The organism is Bradyrhizobium sp. 155 (genome assembly GCF_023101105.1).
GTDB classification, from domain to species: domain Bacteria; phylum Pseudomonadota; class Alphaproteobacteria; order Rhizobiales; family Xanthobacteraceae; genus Bradyrhizobium; species Bradyrhizobium canariense_D.
The window spans coordinates 7,224,409-7,242,267 of sequence record NZ_CP064704.1 but is presented as its reverse complement, the minus strand read 5'-3'; the positions used below and the strand labels follow the sequence as shown (position 1 = coordinate 7,242,267).

Genomic DNA, 17,859 nt, shown 5'->3' with positions numbered 1-17,859 from the left:
CAGGGGACATCAATGGTCTACAGTCTAATTGTCAAAAAAGAGATCCGCAGAAGCTTCGATCATGTCAACAACCAGCGTTGGGATGATGCTGCAAAAGGCCTAACACCGAACGCGTATCACTGGGTTGCCGGAGATCATGCGTTGGGGGGTGAGCGACATGGACAGCAATCGGTGAAGCAGTGGTTCGAGCGCATGGGCCGTGTTTTCCCGAAGCTGCACATAGATGTTGAGCAGGTCGAGGTGACGGGTTGGCCATGGAATACCACAGTGTTCGTCAAGTGGCGGGCCAACGCGAGGCTACTTGACGGCCAAAGCTCGTATGTGAACAGGGGCGTCCACGTCTTCAAGTTGCGATGGGGCAAGGTTTATTCGATTGAGGAATACTTTGACTCGCAGGCTGCAGAACGAAGCCTCGCTATCCAAGCTCGTGCCGGTTTGGATGAAGCGACGGCTGGACCGATCGTGAGCTAACGCGGATCATTCGTGTGATGCCGCCATCAGCTTATCAGGTCGCCGACTGGAATGCTCAAACCGGGGAGCGCTGGGTCGCCCACCAGGCCCGGCTCGATGCCGGGCTGGTGGTGTTCGGCCAGGCCGCGATCGAAGCCGCCGCGCCCGCGACGGGCGAGCGCGTGCTGGACGTCGGCTGCGGCGCGGGGGGCCAAGTGCTGGGCGTGGACATATCCGAACCGCTGATCGGCCGAGCGCGCGCGCTTGCGACACAGGATACGCCGGCCCTGTTCCGGGTGGCCGACGCCAGCAGCGCCGAGCGGGCGTTCGACATCCTGTTCTCGCGTTTCGGGGTGATGTTCTTCGACGATCCGACAAAGGCGTTCGCCCATATGCGCCGCGCGCGCTCAAGCCGGGCGGGTGGGTCGCTTTCGTCTGCTGGCATGATGGTCCGCTTCCTCATCGACGAATGCCTGAACGGCGAACTCGTCGCCACCGCCAAGGCGCGCGAACCCTGGCCGTCGCAAGAGCAGGACTATCCGGGTCGTCGTACTAGGACGTGACGCTTCGCCGTATGCTCGCCGGTTAGCTTGCCCTGCCCCTCACCTCGGGCGCGCGCCCGATCTTCGCTCTCGGCGATAGTCACAGCGGATCGTTTGCGGAGGTGGGGAGGTCAACCTTTCAGATCGAACTGGTTACGCAGCCTATTGGCAATGGCTTCGATCATGTCGCAACGCTCCGCGTCCTGCTGCGGCCCGTCCGTCATGATCTCGACTTTCCAGGAATCTTCGTGCGGCACGACCGAGATGGCCAGGTCCGTCGGCCAGTCGCTGACGTCTTCCATCTCCAGCCTGATGGCGGCCTCAAGTTCTTCGCGGGTTTTCGCCGGCTTCTTCAAGCTGATTCTTTCAAGGCGCCGAACGGGACCACCGCCTTTGGCTATCCGCGGGAGCGCATGTTTTTGAACAGCGGGCGTGAGCCTTTGGCTATCCGCTACAGGACGCCCTACTCAAACGGCGGACGATGGTCCGCCGAGTCAAATACGTCGCCGCAATATCGTTCCGACCTCCGGTGGTTCTGGCCTCACCAGCGAGGATTTGAGGTCACAAGCGGGTGCCGCATCGTCTTTCGCCCTGAACGCGATCCTAGCGGCTTGGATCGGGGTCGAGGGAGACGCTGCGCCTTGCACCGGTAAGAAGCTGCCGCGTTGGCCAGCCTTCCGGCACGTTGTGCTCGGCAGCCCCGCGTAGACGAGTCAGTTCCGACCACGCCAGCGCGGCGGTTATCCGCCCGCGCGCTCGTTGCCACCGTGCCCGGCGATGAACATGGCGACGGCCGACCGGCAATAGGATTCGATTTCGTCGTCGTCCTCTGCTCTCGCCTGATCGAAGCGTGCGATCATCAGGAGATCGGATCCTTTGAAAAGCGCGGCAAACAAGCGGGCGGACCGGAGAGGATCGGGCACGTTCAGAACCGCGTTCGCGTGCAACTGACGCAACAGGGCCTCGATTTGGGCGATGACATGGGCGGGACCGGCTTCGTAATGGAGCTTGCTCAACGAGTTTTGATTGGTCTTGTCGGCCATGACCATGGCTTCGACACTGCGGACGTCTGATCTCAACAGCGTGCGAAGCAGTGATGATCCCACCGCCATGAGCTGATCTTCGACCGAACCGTCGACGCCTTCAAGAAGGGCCTGTGGTGCAAACAACTGATGGCAGCCGGCCGCGAGGGCGGCGCTGAACAGCGCCTCCTTGTTCTCGAAGTGCCTGTAGATGCTGAGCTTGGATATCTTCGCCCGCTGGGCGACCTTGTCCAAGGTCGTCGCTTGAAAACCCAATTCCACAAAGAGTTCGCTCGCGGCGTCGACGATCGTTTGGCCAAGCGCCTCGTTGGCGGGCCGGCCGCGCCGGCCCTGTCTGTTTTCAGTCACGACAATTCCAGTACTTGACAGTATTCTAATTATCGCATTACGATACCATATAGTATCGTAAATGTGCAAGCCAATGGGTAGGTTTCAACCTGTCCTCCAACGGAGCCCATCACCATGGATGACGTCCTCATCATCGGAGGCAGCTTTGCCGGTCTGGCCGGCGCCCTGCAGCTCGGCCGTGCCCGCCGCAAGGTCACCGTTCTCGATACCGGCCTGCCGCGCAACCGCTTCGCCGGCCACTCGCATGGCCTGCTCGGCCACGATCACAAGCCGCCGCTGGACATCCTGGTCGAGGCGCGGCAGCAGCTTGCGCGTTATCCCACGATCAAGCTGGTCAGGGCCCGGGCCGACAGCGTCTCCGGCGCCATCGACGGTTTCTCCGTCCTCACCGGCGATGGCGAAAGCCTTGGGGCGCGACGCCTGATCCTGAGCTATGGCGTCGCCGACCAGATGCCTGACGTTCCGGGCTTTGCCGAAGGCTGGGGGACGTCCATCGTGCCCTGCCCCTATTGCGACGGCTTTGAAGTCGCCGGCCAGCATTGGGGCCTCGTCTGGTCCGGCCCGCAGTCGCACAATCAGGCCAGGCTGTTCCTCGACTGGACCGACAAGTTGACTGTCTTTGCCAACGGTCGCGACATTCCGCCCGATATCCAGGCCGATCTGGCGCGCCGCAAGATACCGGTCGTCGATGGCCGGATCGCCGAGATCGCCCATCACAAGGGGCATATCGCCATCGTCAATCTCGATACCGGCCGCAATGTCGCAGTCGATATCCTGTTCGCCCATCCGCGCACCAAGCCGTCCGCAAGCCTGCATGAATCACTGGGCCTCGCCACGGTGGATACGCCGGGCGGCATCGTTCTCAAGGTCGACGAGCGCCGCCAAACCAGCATGCCCGGCATCTACGCCGCCGGCGACCTCACCACGCCCTTCTTGCCCTCGGTCACCCAGGCATCATCGCAGGGCGCGATGGCGGGTATCTTCGCCCAGCAGTCGATGCTGGTTTGAGATCAAAGATTCCCTTTTTCCCGAAATCAGGATTTCCGATGATCGACGACCTTCCCATTGTGCTCCTCCATGGCTCCGCCACCGGCTCCCACTCCTGGGCCGCGGTCCGCACAGGTCTTGAGGCGCGCGGCGCCAGGGCGTTGGCACCCGACATGCTCGGCTACGGACGGTCGCCGACACCGAGCGAGGCGTGGCAGCCAAAGGACGAGGTTTCCCACCTGCGCGGCTGGCTCGACATGCAGGGCGTCGGCGCGTTCCACCTCGTCACCCACTCGCTCGGGGCATTTTTCGGACTTCACCTGCGGCTGGCCGTCGGGTCTCGCGTGGCGCGGCTCACGTTGGTCGATCCTGTGGTCGTCAGCGTGCTGCGCGTGCCCGGGGAAGAAGACGCCCTGCGCGAGGGGCAGACCCTGTGCAATCGGTTCATGCGCGCGTGGCCGGATCACGGTGCGGCCGCCTGCCTGCTGGTGGAGCACTGGAGCGGCGCCGGCGCGTGGAACGCGCTGGGCGAGAAGGGGCGTGCGCTGGTTACACGGCTCGCACCGCGGCTAAGGCTCGAGATGACCGCCAGCGCAGCCGATCGGACCACGCTCGCCGAGTTCACCTCGACCGCGGTGCCGACCTCGGTGCTCGTCGGCGAGCGGACGTCGGTCGCTCCGCGGTCGGTGAGCCGTCTGCTCGCGGGAGCGTTCGACGCCCACACGGTCGTTGTCCCCGGCGCTGCACACATGATCCCGCTGACCCACCCCGCCGCGGTCGTCGAGGGGATTCACGCCGGCATGGTGGCGTCGTGAGACGCGCCGAGCCTCGCTACCAGGTGATCGGCCTCGAACAGCCCCTTCAACCAATTCAACACCAATTGCAGAAGCCGCCAGTGAAGTTGTCCGGTCACACCATTCCGTCACCGGCGGAAGCTCCGGTATCGCTCTGAAGGAAACCTTGACATGAAACACTCCCATCCCATCCTCGTCACCGGTGCCGCTGGCCAAGTTGGAGCGATCGGACCGAGCGTGACGAAGTCTCTGCTGGAGCGCGGGCTGAAGGTGCGCGCCATGGTCCGCCTGGATGACGGCCGGGCGGAATCGCTGAGGGCACTCGGTGCCGAGGTGATCGTCGGAGATCTGCTCGACCTGGACGCGGTGCACCGCGCCCTGGATGGCTGCAAGCGCTTGTACTTCAGCATGTCGGCCAGCGAGAAGTATCTCGAGGCTACGACGAACGTGGCGGCGGTTGCCCGGCACCATGGCGTCGAAGCATTCGTCAACATGTCGCAGATGACGGTCTCGGAGATGAGCATCCGTGAGACCGCGCGCAGCCCGCAGCACAAGCAGCACTGGCTGGCCGAGCAGGTGTTGCGGTGGAGCGGCTTGCCGGTGGTCACGATCCGTCCCACCGCCTTCATGGACGCGTTCTTCTGGCGATTTGCCGTTCCGACTATCACCGCTCAGAACGCGCTGATGTTGCCCTTCGGAGAGGCAAAGACGTCGCCAATCGCCGCCCACGATGTTGCGCGGTGCGTGACAGAGGTGTTGGTGAATCCCGAATCTCACTTTGGAAAGGTTTACGAACTGACCGGTCCCCGTGCGGAGACTCTTCGCGAGGTCGCCGAAGATTTCACAAGAGTCTTGGGGCGCCCGATCACCTACATGAACATTCCGTTGGAACCGTGGCTGGAGAGCCTGCGATCCTTTGGCGCATCCGCACACGTGGTCGCGCACTTGGAGTCGATGGCACTGCTGCACCGGGACGGCCGATACGACCGATCCTCGGACGATGTGAACCTGCTGACCGGTGTGTCGCCGATGTCGGTCGAGGAATTTGTGCGCGCGCATCGGGACGACTTTCAAAAGGCAGACGCGCGCAAGCCGTAATCTTTCGCTTATAGGCCGGATGAACTGCATCGTCTCGGAAGTCCCCGGCGGTCGCCACTGCTTCCAGTGACCGGGCCAGAACAAGGACATGTCGTGGCACAGCACAATGCCGATCAGGTCGCCGACTGGAATGGCCAAAGCGGGGAGCGCTGGGTCGCCCACCAGGCCCGGCTCGATGCCAGGGTGGCGGTGTTCGGCCAGGCAGCGATCGAAGCCGCAGCGCCCGCCACGGGCGAACGCGTGCTGGACATCGGCTGCGGCGCGGGCGCGTCGAGTCTGGCTCTGGCCGCCCGCGTCGGCGCGGGGGGCTATGTGCTGGGCGTGGACATATCCGAACCGCTGATCGGCCGAGCGCGCGCGCTTGCGCCACCGGATACGCCGGTCCAGTTCCGAGTGGCCGACGCTGGCAGAGCCGAGCTGCCCGAGGGCGCGTTCGACATCCTGTTCTCGCGTTTCGGGGTGATGTTCTTTGACGATCCTACGGCGGCGTTCGCTCATATGCGCCGTGCGCTCAAGCCGGGCGGGCGGGTCGCTTTCGTCTGTTGGCGTGGTGCGGCCGAGAACGATTGGGTGCGATTGCCGATGGACGCGATCAAAGGCATCGTCCCGCCGACGGCGCCGCCCGATCCCGAAGTGCCCGGCCCATTCTCGTTCGGCGACCGGGGGCGGGTGGTTCGCATCCTGACGGCGGCCGGCTTCACCGATATCGCTATCGCGCCCTTCGATGTTTCCATCCCGTTTGGCGAGGGCGAGACGCGGGACGGGGCGATCGACGATGCGGTGAAGATGACGTTGGAGGTCGGCCCGCTGTCGCGCGCGCTCGCTGATCAGCCCGACGACATCCGCGCCCGCGCCTCGGCCGCGGTTCGTGCCGCTTTCGCGGGCCGCGCCGGCGAGCGGTCGGTGACGATCGACAGCGCGGCGTGGATCGTCACGGCGCGCGATCCGGCAAGCTGATACCGATTAGCAGAGGAGACGCCCTGCTCGGTGGAGGGGGGCGTCTTTGACCGGTCAGCGGGACCAGATAAGGGCGTATTCGCCGGCGGTCTCGGCTCGGAGAGTAGAGAGTTATTAGTTGGCTAATCGCCCGATGGCGATCACCATGATGGGCGGCTTGTTCGTCGCGAGCTTCCTGACGCTCTTGTACCTGCCCGGAAGAGCCTGGATGAGGCCAACACTCCCCAACGGGAAAGTTGCGAACGTCCATGGAAATGGAGCTTCGAAGTCGCCGCGGTGAACTTCGAGATTTGCGTCAAAGTCGTTTGATGGGTGCGCCCAGATGTTCGCGCCATCGAAGCTAAGCTCGCTCGCCGATCGGTTGAAGCCGATATTCACGCCTTGGTATCGCGATCGGCTGCCATAGCCAGTTCAAACACCGGTAATAATCTTCGGCGGTGCGCTCCTGATATTGTTGGCGCCTTACATCGTGCGCGATCGCGTCCTCGGCATGATATATGTCCCAGAGCGCGCGGGATTCGAGCTGAACCCTTGAAGTCCGAATGACGCGGTCGTGCTGAAATCGCTGAAATGCGGCGATTATGTCACCACCTGTCACTTCGAGCAGTGCGGCGAGATAGACGGCGTCCTCGATCGCCATGCCGGCACCCTGCGCGAGCGACTGCAAGGTCGCGTGCGCGGAATCGCCAAGCAGCGTGACGCGGCCTCTGGCCCATTGTCGAATGGGATTGCGATCGGCAAGCGGCCAGCGCCTGGACAGATCCATCAATCCAAGGACTGCCTGCATCTCCGGATGCGTATCCTGATAGGTTTTTTGGAGCTCGGCCTTGTGGGCTACGGGATCGTTCTTCTGGGCGTAGGTATCCGTCCTGAACACCGCGACGATGTTGAGCTCCGTGCCATTCCGCAGCGGGTAGTAGATGATGTGAAAGGCCGGACCGACCCATAGGACGACTTCGTCGCATCGAACAATATCGGGAACCGATTTGATCGGAACAATGGTCCGGTGCGCCACATAGCCCAGCAGACGCGGCTGATCTTGCGGATGCATTTGAGAACGGATCACGGACCGCAAGCCGTCGGCGCCAATCAGAGCCGCGCCTTCGATGATCCCCGCTTCGGCCGTGAGCACGCTGACCCTGTCCCCCAGGTCTTCGAAGCTCGACACTGTGATCGATTGATCCAAGCGAACGTTCGGGAGCTTCCGGCAGGCATCCAGGAGAATGTTGTGCAAGTCGACGCGATGAATCGCGACATAGGGGTCGTCAAACCGGGCCCTGAACGTCTCATCAAAGGGAACGGCGGCGAGCTGCTCTCCCGAATATGCATCGAGCATGAGCAATGCGCTCGGCTTGTGAGATTGTGCGCGAACAGTGTCGGCGACCCCCATTTGCACGAAGGCCGAGAACACGTTGGGGCCCATCTGGATCCCGTAGCCAATGGCGCCGATGTGCTCGCTTTGCTCAAGCAGGCGCACCGGCAGTCCCTTCCTGCCGAGCGCCAAGGCCGCCGAAAGGCCGCCAAGGCCACCGCCTACAATCAGGATTTCGTTGCTATCGCGGCTCATTAGAAGCTCCTATTGGCTTTGCCAGGACGAAACCGATGCGGCTACTTCTGCACCAGCGGGCAGCCGCCTTCGGCGATTGGCCTAAAGGCCTTGTCAGCGGGGATCACGTTGACGAGCGCGTAATAGTCCCAAGGTCCCTTGGATTCCTCAGGCTTCTTCACCTTGAACAGATACATGTCATGGATGGCCCGGCCGTCGGGGCGGACGGTGACCGCACCGAAGAGGTCGTCCTGAATCGGACGCTCCTTCATCTTGGCGATCACCTCAGCGCCGTCATCGGAGTTCGTTGCTTTCACGGCGTTCAAGTAGGCCAACACCGAGGAATACACGCCGGCATGGTTCATGGTCGGCATCTTGCCGTTGTTGCGCGCCGCGAAGCGCTTGCTCCACTGCCTGGTTCGGTCGTTCAAATCCCAGTAGAAGGCTTCGGTGAAGAGTAGGCCTTGCGCAGTCTGCAAGCCGATCGCATGAACGTCCGAGATGAAGACCAGCAGAGCCGCCAGGGTCTGACCGCCCTGCGGTATCCCGAATTCAGAAGCCTGTTTGATGGCGGTGCTTGTATCGCCGCCGGCGTTGGCCAATCCGATGACTTTGGCCTTCGAGGATTGCGCCTGAAGCAGGAACGACGAAAAATCGGACGTCCCGATCGGATGCCGAACAGAGCCGACTACCTTTGCATTGTTCGCCGCTACCGCTGCCGTGCCGTCGCGCTCCAGCGCGTGCCCGAACGCATAGTCGGCGGTGAGGAAGAACCATGAGGCCCCGCCGCGTTCGACGACGGACTTAACAGTCGCATTGGCTATCGACCAGGTATCGAATGTCCATTGCACGGTGTTGGGCGAGCACGCCTTGCCGGTCAGATCGGAAGACGCAGTGCTCGACGCAAGCAACGCATGGCGGGACCCGCGCGTGATTTCGTTGACTGCCAGCGCGACGCCCGAGTTTGGAAGATCCAGAACGGCGTCCACGCCATCGACGTCGAACCAGCGACGAACGATGGCAGAGCCGATGTCCGGCTTGTTCTGGTGATCCGCGGATATCACTTCCAGCTTGAGACCCGGCCCGAGCGAACCAAAGTCCTCCACAGCCATTTGCGCGGCGAGGACCGAGCCCGGACCGGCGGCATCTGCATAGAGGCTCGACTGATCGTTCAAGACACCGATTTTGACGACGCCATTAGAAATCTCGGCCTGAGCCCCCGTACTCGACAGCAGGGCGGCAAAAGCTGCTGCGGCAATGCAACGCCTCATCATATCCATATCCTCCCAATTGCCCCTGTTCGGAGGCGATATTTATGTCCGTATACCTACATAATATAGTGCAGAAGGTCAAGCTTATCCTGCATACGCGGCCATTTGTCTGGACATCGGCGTCGCCATATCGTATGTGTACGGACAATAATCGGCTTCAATGCCAGTCCATCCACGGGGAGGAGCGCGCGATGCGTCTGTGCCGTTTCAACGACGACCGGCTCGGCCTGGTCGAGGGCAGCACCATCTACGACGTCACCTCATCGACTGAGACACTGCCAAGCCGCCGCTGGCCGTTTCCAATGGGAGATGCGCTTGTCGCGCATCTGCCTGAGGTGTGCCGCGCTGCCGAGAAGCTGAAACCGCACGCCAGCCGATTCGATCTGGCGCGGGTCGCGTTGCGCAGCCCCATTGCCAATCCAGGGAAGGTCATGGCGGCGCCGGCCAATTACCGTCTTCACGTGGAGATCGACGCGAAGGACCCGGCGGTCCACCATAATGTTCACAACAAGCAATTGGCGGGGCTCGAGCGTCCCGTGGAAACGCTCGGCCTCTTCCTGAAGGCGACGTCCTCGGTGGTCGGGCCAAGCCCTGGCATCAACCTGAACTGGCAAGAGCGGCGGAATGACTACGAGGCAGAACTTGTGGTCGTGATCGGAAAAGCCGGAAAGAACATCCGCGCTGAGAATGCGACGGAGCACATCGCCGGCTACTGCGTCGGCCTGGATATGAGCGTCCGCGGCGCGCAGGAGCGAAGCTTCCGCAAATCCGCCGACTCTTACACCGTGCTCGGCCCATGGCTCACGACCGCCGACGAGATTGCCGATCCCGAGCAGCTGACCCTCTGGTTGACGTTAAATGGAACCGAGCGGCAACGATCATCGACGGCCGCAATGACCGTGGGCATACGGCACCTGATCGAGATCGCGTCGAGCGCCTACACGCTCTATCCCGGCGACATCCTGATGACCGGAACGCCGGAAGGTGTCGGCGCGGTGTCACCGGGCGATATCATCGTGACCGGATGCGATGGCCTCGGCGAAATGACAGTGCCCGTCGGCATCTGAAGATCCTCCGGGACTGCCCACAGCTACAGGAATGTATCTTGCCGAAAGCAACCACAGCTTCCTCCACCAATCCGAGCCCCGCAGGGATCGAGTCCGTTGCGAAGAGTTTGATTCTTCACGAATTGCCGGGGTATCTCATCCGCCGGCTCGATAGCCGCGCGGCCTTCCTCTACGAAAAATTCACCGCGCAATCGGACCTCACGCCGCGGCAATTCGGTGTCCTGCTCACGTTGTTTCAAGCGGGCCCGCTTCCCCAAACCGAGCTCGGCAACCGCTTGCATCTTGATCGCAGCACGCTCGGCGAAATGCTGCAGCGGATGGTCGATCGCAAACTGGTGGGGCGGCGCGCGCATGAAAGAGACAGACGCGCCGTCGAGATCGTTCTGACGCAAACCGGAAAGACCGCGATGTTGACAGTGGTCGAACAGGCTCTGGAAGCTCAGAAGGCGTTGCTGTCGCCTTTGCCCGATTATCTCCGGCCGGTGTTTCTGAAGTGCCTGCAGATGCTCGCCGATGCCGACGAGAATGACGATGCCGCCAATCCAGCCGATGGGAGATCATGATGAATAATGTAGTGACCCAGGACCGCGCCGTCCACGACGGCAGCATCACATCGCTGGATGATCTCTATCGCGAGGCGGAGCGCCTGCAGGTTACGCCTGGCTGGATCAGCCGCGACCGGCCGATCTTCTGGAAGGAACCGCGAACCGATTTTGTGCCCGCTCATTGGCACTATCAGCATGTCCGGAGTGCATTGGCGTCGGCCGGAAACTTGATCGACGTCGCGCTGGCCGAGCGCCGTAATCTCATTCTGCGCAATCCATTTCCTGCCAACAATTTCGCGACCGTAAGGACCCTGGTCTGCGCCTATCAGATGATCCTGCCGGGCGAGGTGGCGCCTTCGCACCGTCACTCGGCACATGCCTTGCGTGTCATTCTCGACGCCAAGCGATCCTACTCCGTCGTCAACGGCGAAAAGACCCCGATGGAATCGGGCGACGTCATTTTGACGCCCGGTGGGTACTGGCACGGGCATGGCCATGAGGGCTCGGAGCCGGCTTACTGGCTGGACGGCCTGGATATCCCGTCGGTGCATTTGATGGAGCCGATGTTCTATGAAGAGCATCCTGAGAAGTACGAAAAGATTGCTTCGGTCGCAGCGAGCTCGCGTTTCAGATTCTCGCGCGATTTGATCTTGACTGAGTTGGACAAAACTGCCGCGGATAGCGAGGGAGCTCACGGGCCGCGGATCACCCTTGAGGCCCCGGACATGCCCATGATGGGGCTCACGGTCGAAAGAGTGAACTCCGGCCAGCTGACGCGCCGCCAGCGTTCCACAGCCAATCGGATTTTCGTCGTCATGGAGGGAACGGGTACGACGAGAGTGGGTGACAGTGTTTTTGCCTGGCAAAGAGGTGACACTGTCGTTGTCCCGACGTGGTCGGCCTTCAGTCACGAAGCGTCGTCGGATGCTCAGCTTTTCTGTTTGTCGGACGAACCGCTCATGCGAGCCTTCAGGTACTATAGATCGGAATTTGTGTGATGGCTGCGCCGACTTGGCGCCAATAGTTCGGCGCCACTGGTCGTTATCTTCATGCCTTTCACTGATTCGGAAGCGCCCGCCTCCTCGCAGGCCGGCGCGGGAAAGCGTTAGGTCCGAATAGGGCAAGCTGCTTGGGTGGATTTGCCGAGAGCTTTCAAGACAAAGCGAATTTGGGTGCGTATGCCTGCGTCGGTACGCGCACGAAAGCCGTGATACTAACTCAAATATCTGCTCACAGCCGCTTGTGGCCTTTGGCTGACCTCAGCCGGGCGCGTTGCGAGGTCTCCTTTCGTGAGGTGAGTTGACACCGTCGTGCTGGTTATTGAGGGCAGCTCTCGACCCAAACGCGCCCCGCTTCCGCTGCCCAGGTCCGAAACAAACGCCCGCAGGACGCCTCGAAATCGCCCGAGATTGACGCGCGAATTGGCCGGCCAGGTGGTACACAGCGGTGGTCACAAAACTCGACCGGTTTTTTTGGAATCCTCGTTTTCAGGCGGCTTTAGCGCATTTGCGGCATCGGGGGAGAGAGTCCCATTTCTCGGCTGACCCGATTTCCGCGGACATCTGTTTGCAGCGCCTTATCTGCAGTACGGGATTGACTTAACCGAAGGTTGTGTCACGATCTCCGTATTTCTATTGAATGATTTGAACGAAGGTCGGTTGGCTGGCCCGAAATTGCGCCGACAAGTGACATCGCGAGTTCCGCTGTGGCAACAGGGCAGATTCGGCAAAAGGAAACTGGCGATCGCGCCAAGGCCGTCGCCAGGGCCGTCGAGCAGACTGCACCGGCCGACGTTCCCGCGAAGCCAGAAAGTGTGACACGGGCGGATGGGACGGTCGCACCGCCGGAGCCGGCTGCGACGCCCGTCGCGACCGATCCTGTTTGGGGTGCCCCGGCGACAGGACCCGTTATCGACCTGCAGTTCACCGTCATCAAGGGCGGCATGACTAACGTCAAGGTGCCGGTCGCGATTGGCGCGCGCTATGACGGCCTGGCTTTCGCGGGTCCGACCGCGTCCTTCGACCGTCTGCTCGACTCATGGCTGACGCGGGCGGTCGACCTCGGAATCATCGGATCGCGCCTCGGCGAGCTCTTCCTGATCAACCTCGAACAGTTTCAGCGCGCCGGCAGGATCAAGGCAGACAAACTGCTGCTGGCGGGTATGGGGGAGCCGGGACGCTTTGCCCGCGACGGTCTTCAGTTCATCGTCTCCAACATCGTGGTGGCGATCAAGGTCATGGGGCACAATGAATTCGCCGCCCCTTTGATCGGCATCCGGCGGAACGAACTCTCGGTTGCGGACGCGGTTCGCGGCCTCGTCCAGGGAATTCACGACGGCTATGAGCGCATTCGTGCCATCGCCGACGATGACAGCAAGAATCGGGACAGCCTGCGCTCCGCCGCCGCACAACCGCTCTCTGTGGTCCTCGTGCATCCCGATGCGGCCAAATCGAAGGAAATCGAGGATCAGCTCCGGGCCCTGGCGGGCGAGAACACGTTTCCGGACGTCAGGTTAACGGTACGACGCGGCTCCGACACGGAGGCCGATCCGATCCTCGAGCCGCGCCCGGTCGATGTCGAACCGGACCGGCCGGTGAATTATCTGCGGATCACGCGCAGTAAATCGGCGACCGCGGCGATGCGGGGCAAATCCGTGTTCTTGAAGAAGCGCAAGAAGCTGTTGGCAGGCCCGCCTGTCAATCCCTTCATGACCGACGTGTTTCAGTTCTCGGCGCTGTCCGATGTGTCGGTCGTTCCGCAGCGGGAGCAGGAGGTCAACACGCGCATCCTGCGCGATCTCGCCGATCACATGACGCGAGATTCCACGACGAAGCAGCGCGAGGATTACGGCGTATTCTTCACCAATATCCTGATCCCCGAGGACTTCCGGAGACTGACCGAAGGATCCGCCAACCTGACCTTGGAGGTGGATGAAACGACGGCCGTGTACCCTTGGGAGATGGCCACCAGCAAGAGTTTCGCGAAGGCTTCCTTCCTTAGCACCACGGTGGCCGTGTCCCGTCAATTTCGTTCCGTACTCTCACCTCCGCCCACCTCCCCCCCAACGCTGAACAACAGGTTGAAGGCGCTCATCATCGCCGATCCTGCGCCCGATGAATTGGCGTTGCCACATGCGCGAAATGAGGGCGCGGCCGTGGTGGAAGTGCTGGAGCAGGCCCGAAAGGCCTGGAAAGGGCGGTACGATATCACGGCCATGGTCCGCATCGGTCCCTGCAACGACGCCGCCGGTCAGGTGCTGCTGGAGAAACTGCAGGCCCAGAACAAATGCGTCGTGAGCGCCGAGCCGTGCCAGCCGCTCGAACTCGCGATGCTGATCGTCAACGGACAATTCGATCTGATTCACTATGCAGGTCATGGCATTTCCCAGCCCGAGACCGGACAGACCGGTTGGATTTTCGCCGGAGACTGCATCCTCTCGGCGAAAGACATTTTCCGCGTCCGACAGGTGCCGCGGCTGGTGTTCGCCAATGCCTGCTTTTCGGCTGCGACCAGCGACCACAACGAACAGCGTGACCACATGGCCGGCCTGGCGCAGGCGTTTTTCGCCCGCGGAATCCCCAACTTCATCGGCGCCGGCTGGAAGGTCGACGATGCCTGCGCGGAGGAATGCGCAAGGTGGTTTTATGCCCGCATCATGGGACTGAGCAGTCCGGGCGCCACCGGCGGCCTGATCGGCACGGCGCCGCCGGCCACGATCGGCGAGGCACTGAAAAAAGCCCGCGAGATGGCCTACATCCGCAAACCGCAATCGCCCAGTTGGGGCGCGTATCAGCATTACGGGCAGGTGAGCGACAAGCTGGTGGCAATGCCGAACAATCCGGCCCCAGATGATGCAGCCTCGCAAGCGGCAGCAAGCGATGCCGTCGCCGTCAAGGCGCTCGATACGCGGTCGACGTCTTCAACCTCAGGAGTTGCGAAAATGGCAGCCTCGGATCCGAACGCCGGCTCTCAAACACCCGATCCGAATCTCGTCTACGTCAACGGTATCGACCTGGACACCGGGAAATACGCCTTCCCGCCGCGATCGATCGGCGATCTCGCCAAGCAGGTGCTGGCCAATCCCGGTACCGATCACTTCAGCGACATGCACGGCGACAAGCCTCGCTCGTTCGCGCTGCCGTTCAACATGGATCCCAACAAGCTGCAAGAGTCGGGATGGGCCATCATCTTCCACACCGACACGCCGCAGCCAATCCACGATGCGCTGGAACCACTGATTGCGCTGCGCCGGACTCAGGCCAACGGGCTCTTCAAGGAACTCGACTACAGAAAGGGCGAGCAGGCGCGCGACTGGTACGCTCGTCACGGAATATCGCCCGGCAATATCGACCCCCCGATCGTCCCGTATTATCTGCTGCTGGTCGGACCGCCCGAACTGATCCCGTTCGAGTTTCAGTATTTGCTCGGCGTCGATTATGCGATCGGCAGGCTGTCTTTCGATACGCCGGAGGGGTATCAGCGCTATGCGCGTTCGACGGTCGCCTATGAGAGCGCCAGGTCGCTGAACCGCAAGGAAATCGCCTATTGGGGCACGCGGCATCTCGGCGACGCGGCCACCGAACTCAGCGCCTCGATGCTGGTCGACCCGCTCGCCAAGGGAATCGCCGGCGCGACCGGCACGCTGAAACGGGCCGTCAACACCGAGGTCGGCTACGAGCGCAAGCTGCTGCTCGGCGACGATGCGACCAAGGCCAGCCTGCTCGAAACGCTGCATGCCAAGACGCCGCCGGCGATGCTGTTCACGGCGTCACACGGCATGGCGATGCGGTCCGGCCAGGCCGCCCAGACCACCAACCAGGGCGCGCTGCTGTGCCAGGACTGGCCCGGCTTCGGCAGCGTGGACAAGGAGCATATGCTGGCCGCGGCCGACGTCGCTGACGACGCCAATGTCAACGGCGTGGTCGCCTTGCTGTTCGCCTGCTTTGGCGCCGGCACGCCCGATGCCGATCAGTTCCTGATGAACCTTTCGCAGGCCGGCCGGGCGCCGCCGCTGGCGCCGCAGCCCTTCATCGCCGCCTTGCCGCAGCGCCTGCTGGCCCATCCGAACGGCAGCGCCCTTGCGGTGATCGGCCACATCGATCGCGCCTGGGGCTTTTCGATCGAGACTCCCAAGACGTCCGGTCCGCAGATCGGCGCCTTCCGCAACAGCATCGGCTCCATCCTGAAAGGCGGACCGGTGGGGCATGCGATATCCGGATTTTTCGGCGCCAAGTTTGCGTCGCTGTCGGTGCTGCTGCTGAGCGCGACGTCGCCGACCGCGGCAAACGCGACGCGCCTCAGCGACCGCGAACTCGTCACCAGGTGGCTCGAACGGAATGACGCGCAGAACTACGTCCTGCTCGGCGATCCCGCGGTGCGAATCCGCAGCGACGCCCTGGCATGACGCCCGAGGTAACGTCATCCGCCGGTTATGCCGGCGGCGGAAGATCAGTTGCGATTCCAGTGATTAATTCTTGAAAGCAGGAAACGATGATGGATCAACCGGGCATTCCGCAGGTACCGGAGGCGGTGCGGGCCTCATTCGAACCGATCATGAAAGTGGTCGCCCAGGCGCGTCAGGAGCTGGCCGGCGTCAAGGACGTCGTGGCAACCCGGCCGGGCTATAAATATCCGCCGGACGGCAAGCCGATCCCGGCCATCGTGGTCGCCGTGACGCCCGGCACGACGCCGGTGCAGACCGCCGAGCTGGAGGCAAAGTTCGCGGTGCCGTTCACGGCGATCGACGCCACCGTGGAAGAGCAATTGGCCGCCGACAACAAACAGCCGGTCTCGTTCGGAATGCCGGACGGATCGATGGTCTCGGCGTTTGAGAAGATGCTCGGCGGAGACGAACCGCTGGCTTTCCTGCCGCCCAAGACCGGGGCCTATGAGCCACCCGACCCGCCGAACCTGCCACTGGTCAAGGAAAAGATGGAGATGACGATCTGCGTCAGTCCGGAGGCCGGCTGGACCGAGCTGGAAACCTTCCTTGGCGGAACCGAGAAATCTCTCACGGTGGGGATTTATCAGTTCACGGCGCCGCATATCTTCGAGGCGATCGAGGCAGCCGTCACGCCGGCGGGGCGCAAGTTCGAGCTGATCCTGCATCCGGTGCCGGAGAAGCCGCCGAAGAGCGGCGTCAAGGCGGACGATCTCGACGAAGAGGAAACGGTCATCCCGTCGCTCGAAAAGAAAATGAAGAAGCGGTTCGAGCAGACCTGGGCGACGCTGGTCTCGAAGAAGAATCCGGATGGCCTGTTCGCGTCGGCCTATCACATCAAGGTCGCGGTACGCGACGGCGAGGCCTTCTGGCTCTCCAGCGGCAACTGGCAATCGTCCAACCAGCCCAACGTCCATCCGTTCGTGGCGCATCCGGAAAAGCTGCCGCCGCAATTCCAGAGAAAATTCAATCGCGACTACCACGCCATCATCAGCAACAAGAAGCTGGCGTCGATCTACGAGTTCTACCTCAAGCGGGACTTCGAGCTGTCCGCGGCGCAGGCCGAAGCCGTCAGCTTTACAGCCCCCGATCTGTTCGTGCCGGAAGACGAGCCGGCACCGGTCGACTTCGCCAAGCCGACGCGGCTGTTCAAGCCGCTGCGGCTGAACCGCGAGGTCAGCGTGCAGCCGCTTCTGACGCCGGACAATTATGCGCAGCAGGTGCTGAAGCTGATCAAATCGGCCAAGAAAAGCGTCTGGTTCCAGAACCAGTACATCAACTTCCGCGGCACCGAGGACGACTTCAAGGAATTCCGCCAACTGGTCGGCGCGCTCAAGGACAAGATCGACAAGGAGCTCGATGTCCGCATCATCTGCCGCGACCTGATGAAACAGGAGAGCCTCGACGTGCTGATCGGGCTCGACTTTCCGAAGGACGTATTCCGGTTCCAGCCGGCCTGCCACAACAAGACGATCATCGTCGACGGCAAGATCGTTGTGTTCGGCAGCCACAACTGGTCGAACGAGGGGGTGGCGACCAACCGCGACGCCAGTTTGATCTTCGACGATGAGGAAATCGCGACCTACCTCGCGGAGGTCTACGACTACGACTGGAACACGCTTGCCACCGCGCACCCGACGGCGGCCCGTCCGCGCGTCGCCAAGGACGACGAGGATACGCCGCCCGGCTTCAAACGCGTCGCCTTTTCGTCGGTGTTCGAGGACGGCGAGTGAGGCGGCAGGCCGGTCGCGGGCGCACGACCGGCAACCGC

At 62.3% G+C, this 17,859-nt stretch carries 14 protein-coding genes and 1 pseudogene; 11 read left to right on the top strand and 4 right to left on the bottom strand.

Going from position 1 to position 17,859, the window contains the following annotated elements; genetic code table 11:
* Positions 1-12 precede the first annotated feature (12 nt).
* Entirely contained in the window at positions 13-471 is a 459-nt protein-coding gene (locus IVA93_RS34450; RefSeq protein ID WP_247789509.1) for a nuclear transport factor 2 family protein, read from the top strand.
* 17 nt (positions 472-488) lie between these two features.
* Positions 489-892 (top strand): annotated as a pseudogene (locus IVA93_RS34445) (class I SAM-dependent methyltransferase); the annotation flags it as partial.
* 231 nt (positions 893-1,123) lie between these two features.
* On the opposite strand, the gene IVA93_RS34440 reads toward IVA93_RS34445, so the two are convergent.
* Entirely contained in the window at positions 1,124-1,348 is a 225-nt protein-coding gene (locus IVA93_RS34440) for a hypothetical protein (protein WP_247360757.1), read from the bottom strand.
* Positions 1,349-1,732: 384 nt separating this feature from the next.
* On the bottom strand, positions 1,733-2,383 hold the full coding sequence (locus tag IVA93_RS34435) for a TetR/AcrR family transcriptional regulator (RefSeq protein ID WP_247789507.1): 651 nt from the start codon (positions 2,381-2,383) through the stop codon (positions 1,733-1,735).
* Positions 2,384-2,497: 114 nt separating this feature from the next.
* On the opposite strand from IVA93_RS34435, the gene IVA93_RS34430 reads away from it, so the two are divergent.
* From IVA93_RS34430 to IVA93_RS34415, 4 genes are all read left to right on the top strand, one after another.
* Positions 2,498-3,391, top strand: a complete 894-nt coding sequence (locus IVA93_RS34430; RefSeq protein ID WP_247789505.1) for an NAD(P)/FAD-dependent oxidoreductase — start codon at positions 2,498-2,500, stop codon at positions 3,389-3,391.
* Entirely contained in the window at positions 3,388-4,185 is a 798-nt protein-coding gene (locus tag IVA93_RS34425; RefSeq protein ID WP_198293413.1) for an alpha/beta fold hydrolase, read from the top strand. The genes IVA93_RS34430 and IVA93_RS34425 overlap by 4 nt, the downstream gene beginning before the upstream one ends.
* Positions 4,186-4,335: 150 nt before the next feature.
* Positions 4,336-5,262, top strand: a complete 927-nt coding sequence (locus tag IVA93_RS34420; RefSeq protein WP_247368926.1) for an NmrA family NAD(P)-binding protein — start codon at positions 4,336-4,338, stop codon at positions 5,260-5,262.
* Positions 5,263-5,355: 93 nt separating this feature from the next.
* The gene (locus IVA93_RS34415; protein WP_247402913.1) at positions 5,356-6,219 is read left to right on the top strand and encodes a class I SAM-dependent methyltransferase; all 864 of its coding nucleotides are present in this window, start codon (positions 5,356-5,358) and stop codon (positions 6,217-6,219) included.
* A gap of 340 nt (positions 6,220-6,559) precedes the next feature.
* On the opposite strand, the gene IVA93_RS34410 is transcribed toward IVA93_RS34415, so the two are convergent.
* Together IVA93_RS34410 and IVA93_RS34405 are read right to left on the bottom strand one after the other, a co-directional pair.
* Complete coding sequence (locus tag IVA93_RS34410) at positions 6,560-7,786, bottom strand: FAD-dependent monooxygenase (protein ID WP_247789296.1); 1,227 nt, start codon at positions 7,784-7,786, stop codon at positions 6,560-6,562.
* A 41-nt stretch (positions 7,787-7,827) separates the two neighbouring features.
* Positions 7,828-9,045: an ABC transporter substrate-binding protein gene (locus IVA93_RS34405; RefSeq protein ID WP_524536833.1), complete on the bottom strand. Its 1,218-nt coding sequence runs from the start codon at positions 9,043-9,045 to the stop codon at positions 7,828-7,830.
* A gap of 182 nt (positions 9,046-9,227) precedes the next feature.
* Between IVA93_RS34405 and IVA93_RS34400 the strand changes: the two genes are divergently transcribed.
* From IVA93_RS34400 to IVA93_RS34380, 5 genes are all read left to right on the top strand, one after another.
* Entirely contained in the window at positions 9,228-10,103 is an 876-nt protein-coding gene (locus IVA93_RS34400; protein WP_018460125.1) for a fumarylacetoacetate hydrolase family protein, read from the top strand.
* Positions 10,104-10,141: 38 nt separating this feature from the next.
* The gene (locus IVA93_RS34395; protein WP_157643140.1) at positions 10,142-10,666 is read left to right on the top strand and encodes a MarR family winged helix-turn-helix transcriptional regulator; all 525 of its coding nucleotides are present in this window, start codon (positions 10,142-10,144) and stop codon (positions 10,664-10,666) included.
* Complete coding sequence (locus tag IVA93_RS34390; protein ID WP_247789503.1) at positions 10,666-11,646, top strand: cupin domain-containing protein; 981 nt, start codon at positions 10,666-10,668, stop codon at positions 11,644-11,646. Before IVA93_RS34395 ends, IVA93_RS34390 begins: the two co-directional genes overlap by 1 nt.
* A gap of 707 nt (positions 11,647-12,353) precedes the next feature.
* On the top strand, positions 12,354-16,052 hold the full coding sequence (locus IVA93_RS34385) for a CHAT domain-containing protein (protein ID WP_018460122.1): 3,699 nt from the start codon (positions 12,354-12,356) through the stop codon (positions 16,050-16,052).
* Positions 16,053-16,138: 86 nt separating this feature from the next.
* On the top strand, positions 16,139-17,821 hold the full coding sequence (locus tag IVA93_RS34380; protein WP_245288563.1) for a phospholipase D-like domain-containing protein: 1,683 nt from the start codon (positions 16,139-16,141) through the stop codon (positions 17,819-17,821).
* Positions 17,822-17,859 lie beyond the last annotated feature (38 nt).

Bases quoted from the DNA above. Each gene is read 5' to 3' on its own strand.
- IVA93_RS34420 (WP_247368926.1), top strand. From the start codon at position 4,336: ATGAAACACTCCCATCCCATCCTCGTCACCGGTGCCGCTGGCCAAGTT.
- IVA93_RS34450 (WP_247789509.1), top strand. From the start codon at position 13: ATGGTCTACAGTCTAATTGTCAAAAAAGAGATCCGCAGAAGCTTCGAT.
- IVA93_RS34400 (WP_018460125.1), top strand. From the start codon at position 9,228: ATGCGTCTGTGCCGTTTCAACGACGACCGGCTCGGCCTGGTCGAGGGC.
- IVA93_RS34405 (WP_524536833.1), bottom strand. From the start codon at position 9,045: ATGGATATGATGAGGCGTTGCATTGCCGCAGCAGCTTTTGCCGCCCTG.
- IVA93_RS34390 (WP_247789503.1), top strand. From the start codon at position 10,666: ATGAATAATGTAGTGACCCAGGACCGCGCCGTCCACGACGGCAGCATC.
- IVA93_RS34380 (WP_245288563.1), top strand. From the start codon at position 16,139: ATGATGGATCAACCGGGCATTCCGCAGGTACCGGAGGCGGTGCGGGCC.
- IVA93_RS34410 (WP_247789296.1), bottom strand. From the start codon at position 7,786: ATGAGCCGCGATAGCAACGAAATCCTGATTGTAGGCGGTGGCCTTGGC.
- IVA93_RS34430 (WP_247789505.1), top strand. From the start codon at position 2,498: ATGGATGACGTCCTCATCATCGGAGGCAGCTTTGCCGGTCTGGCCGGC.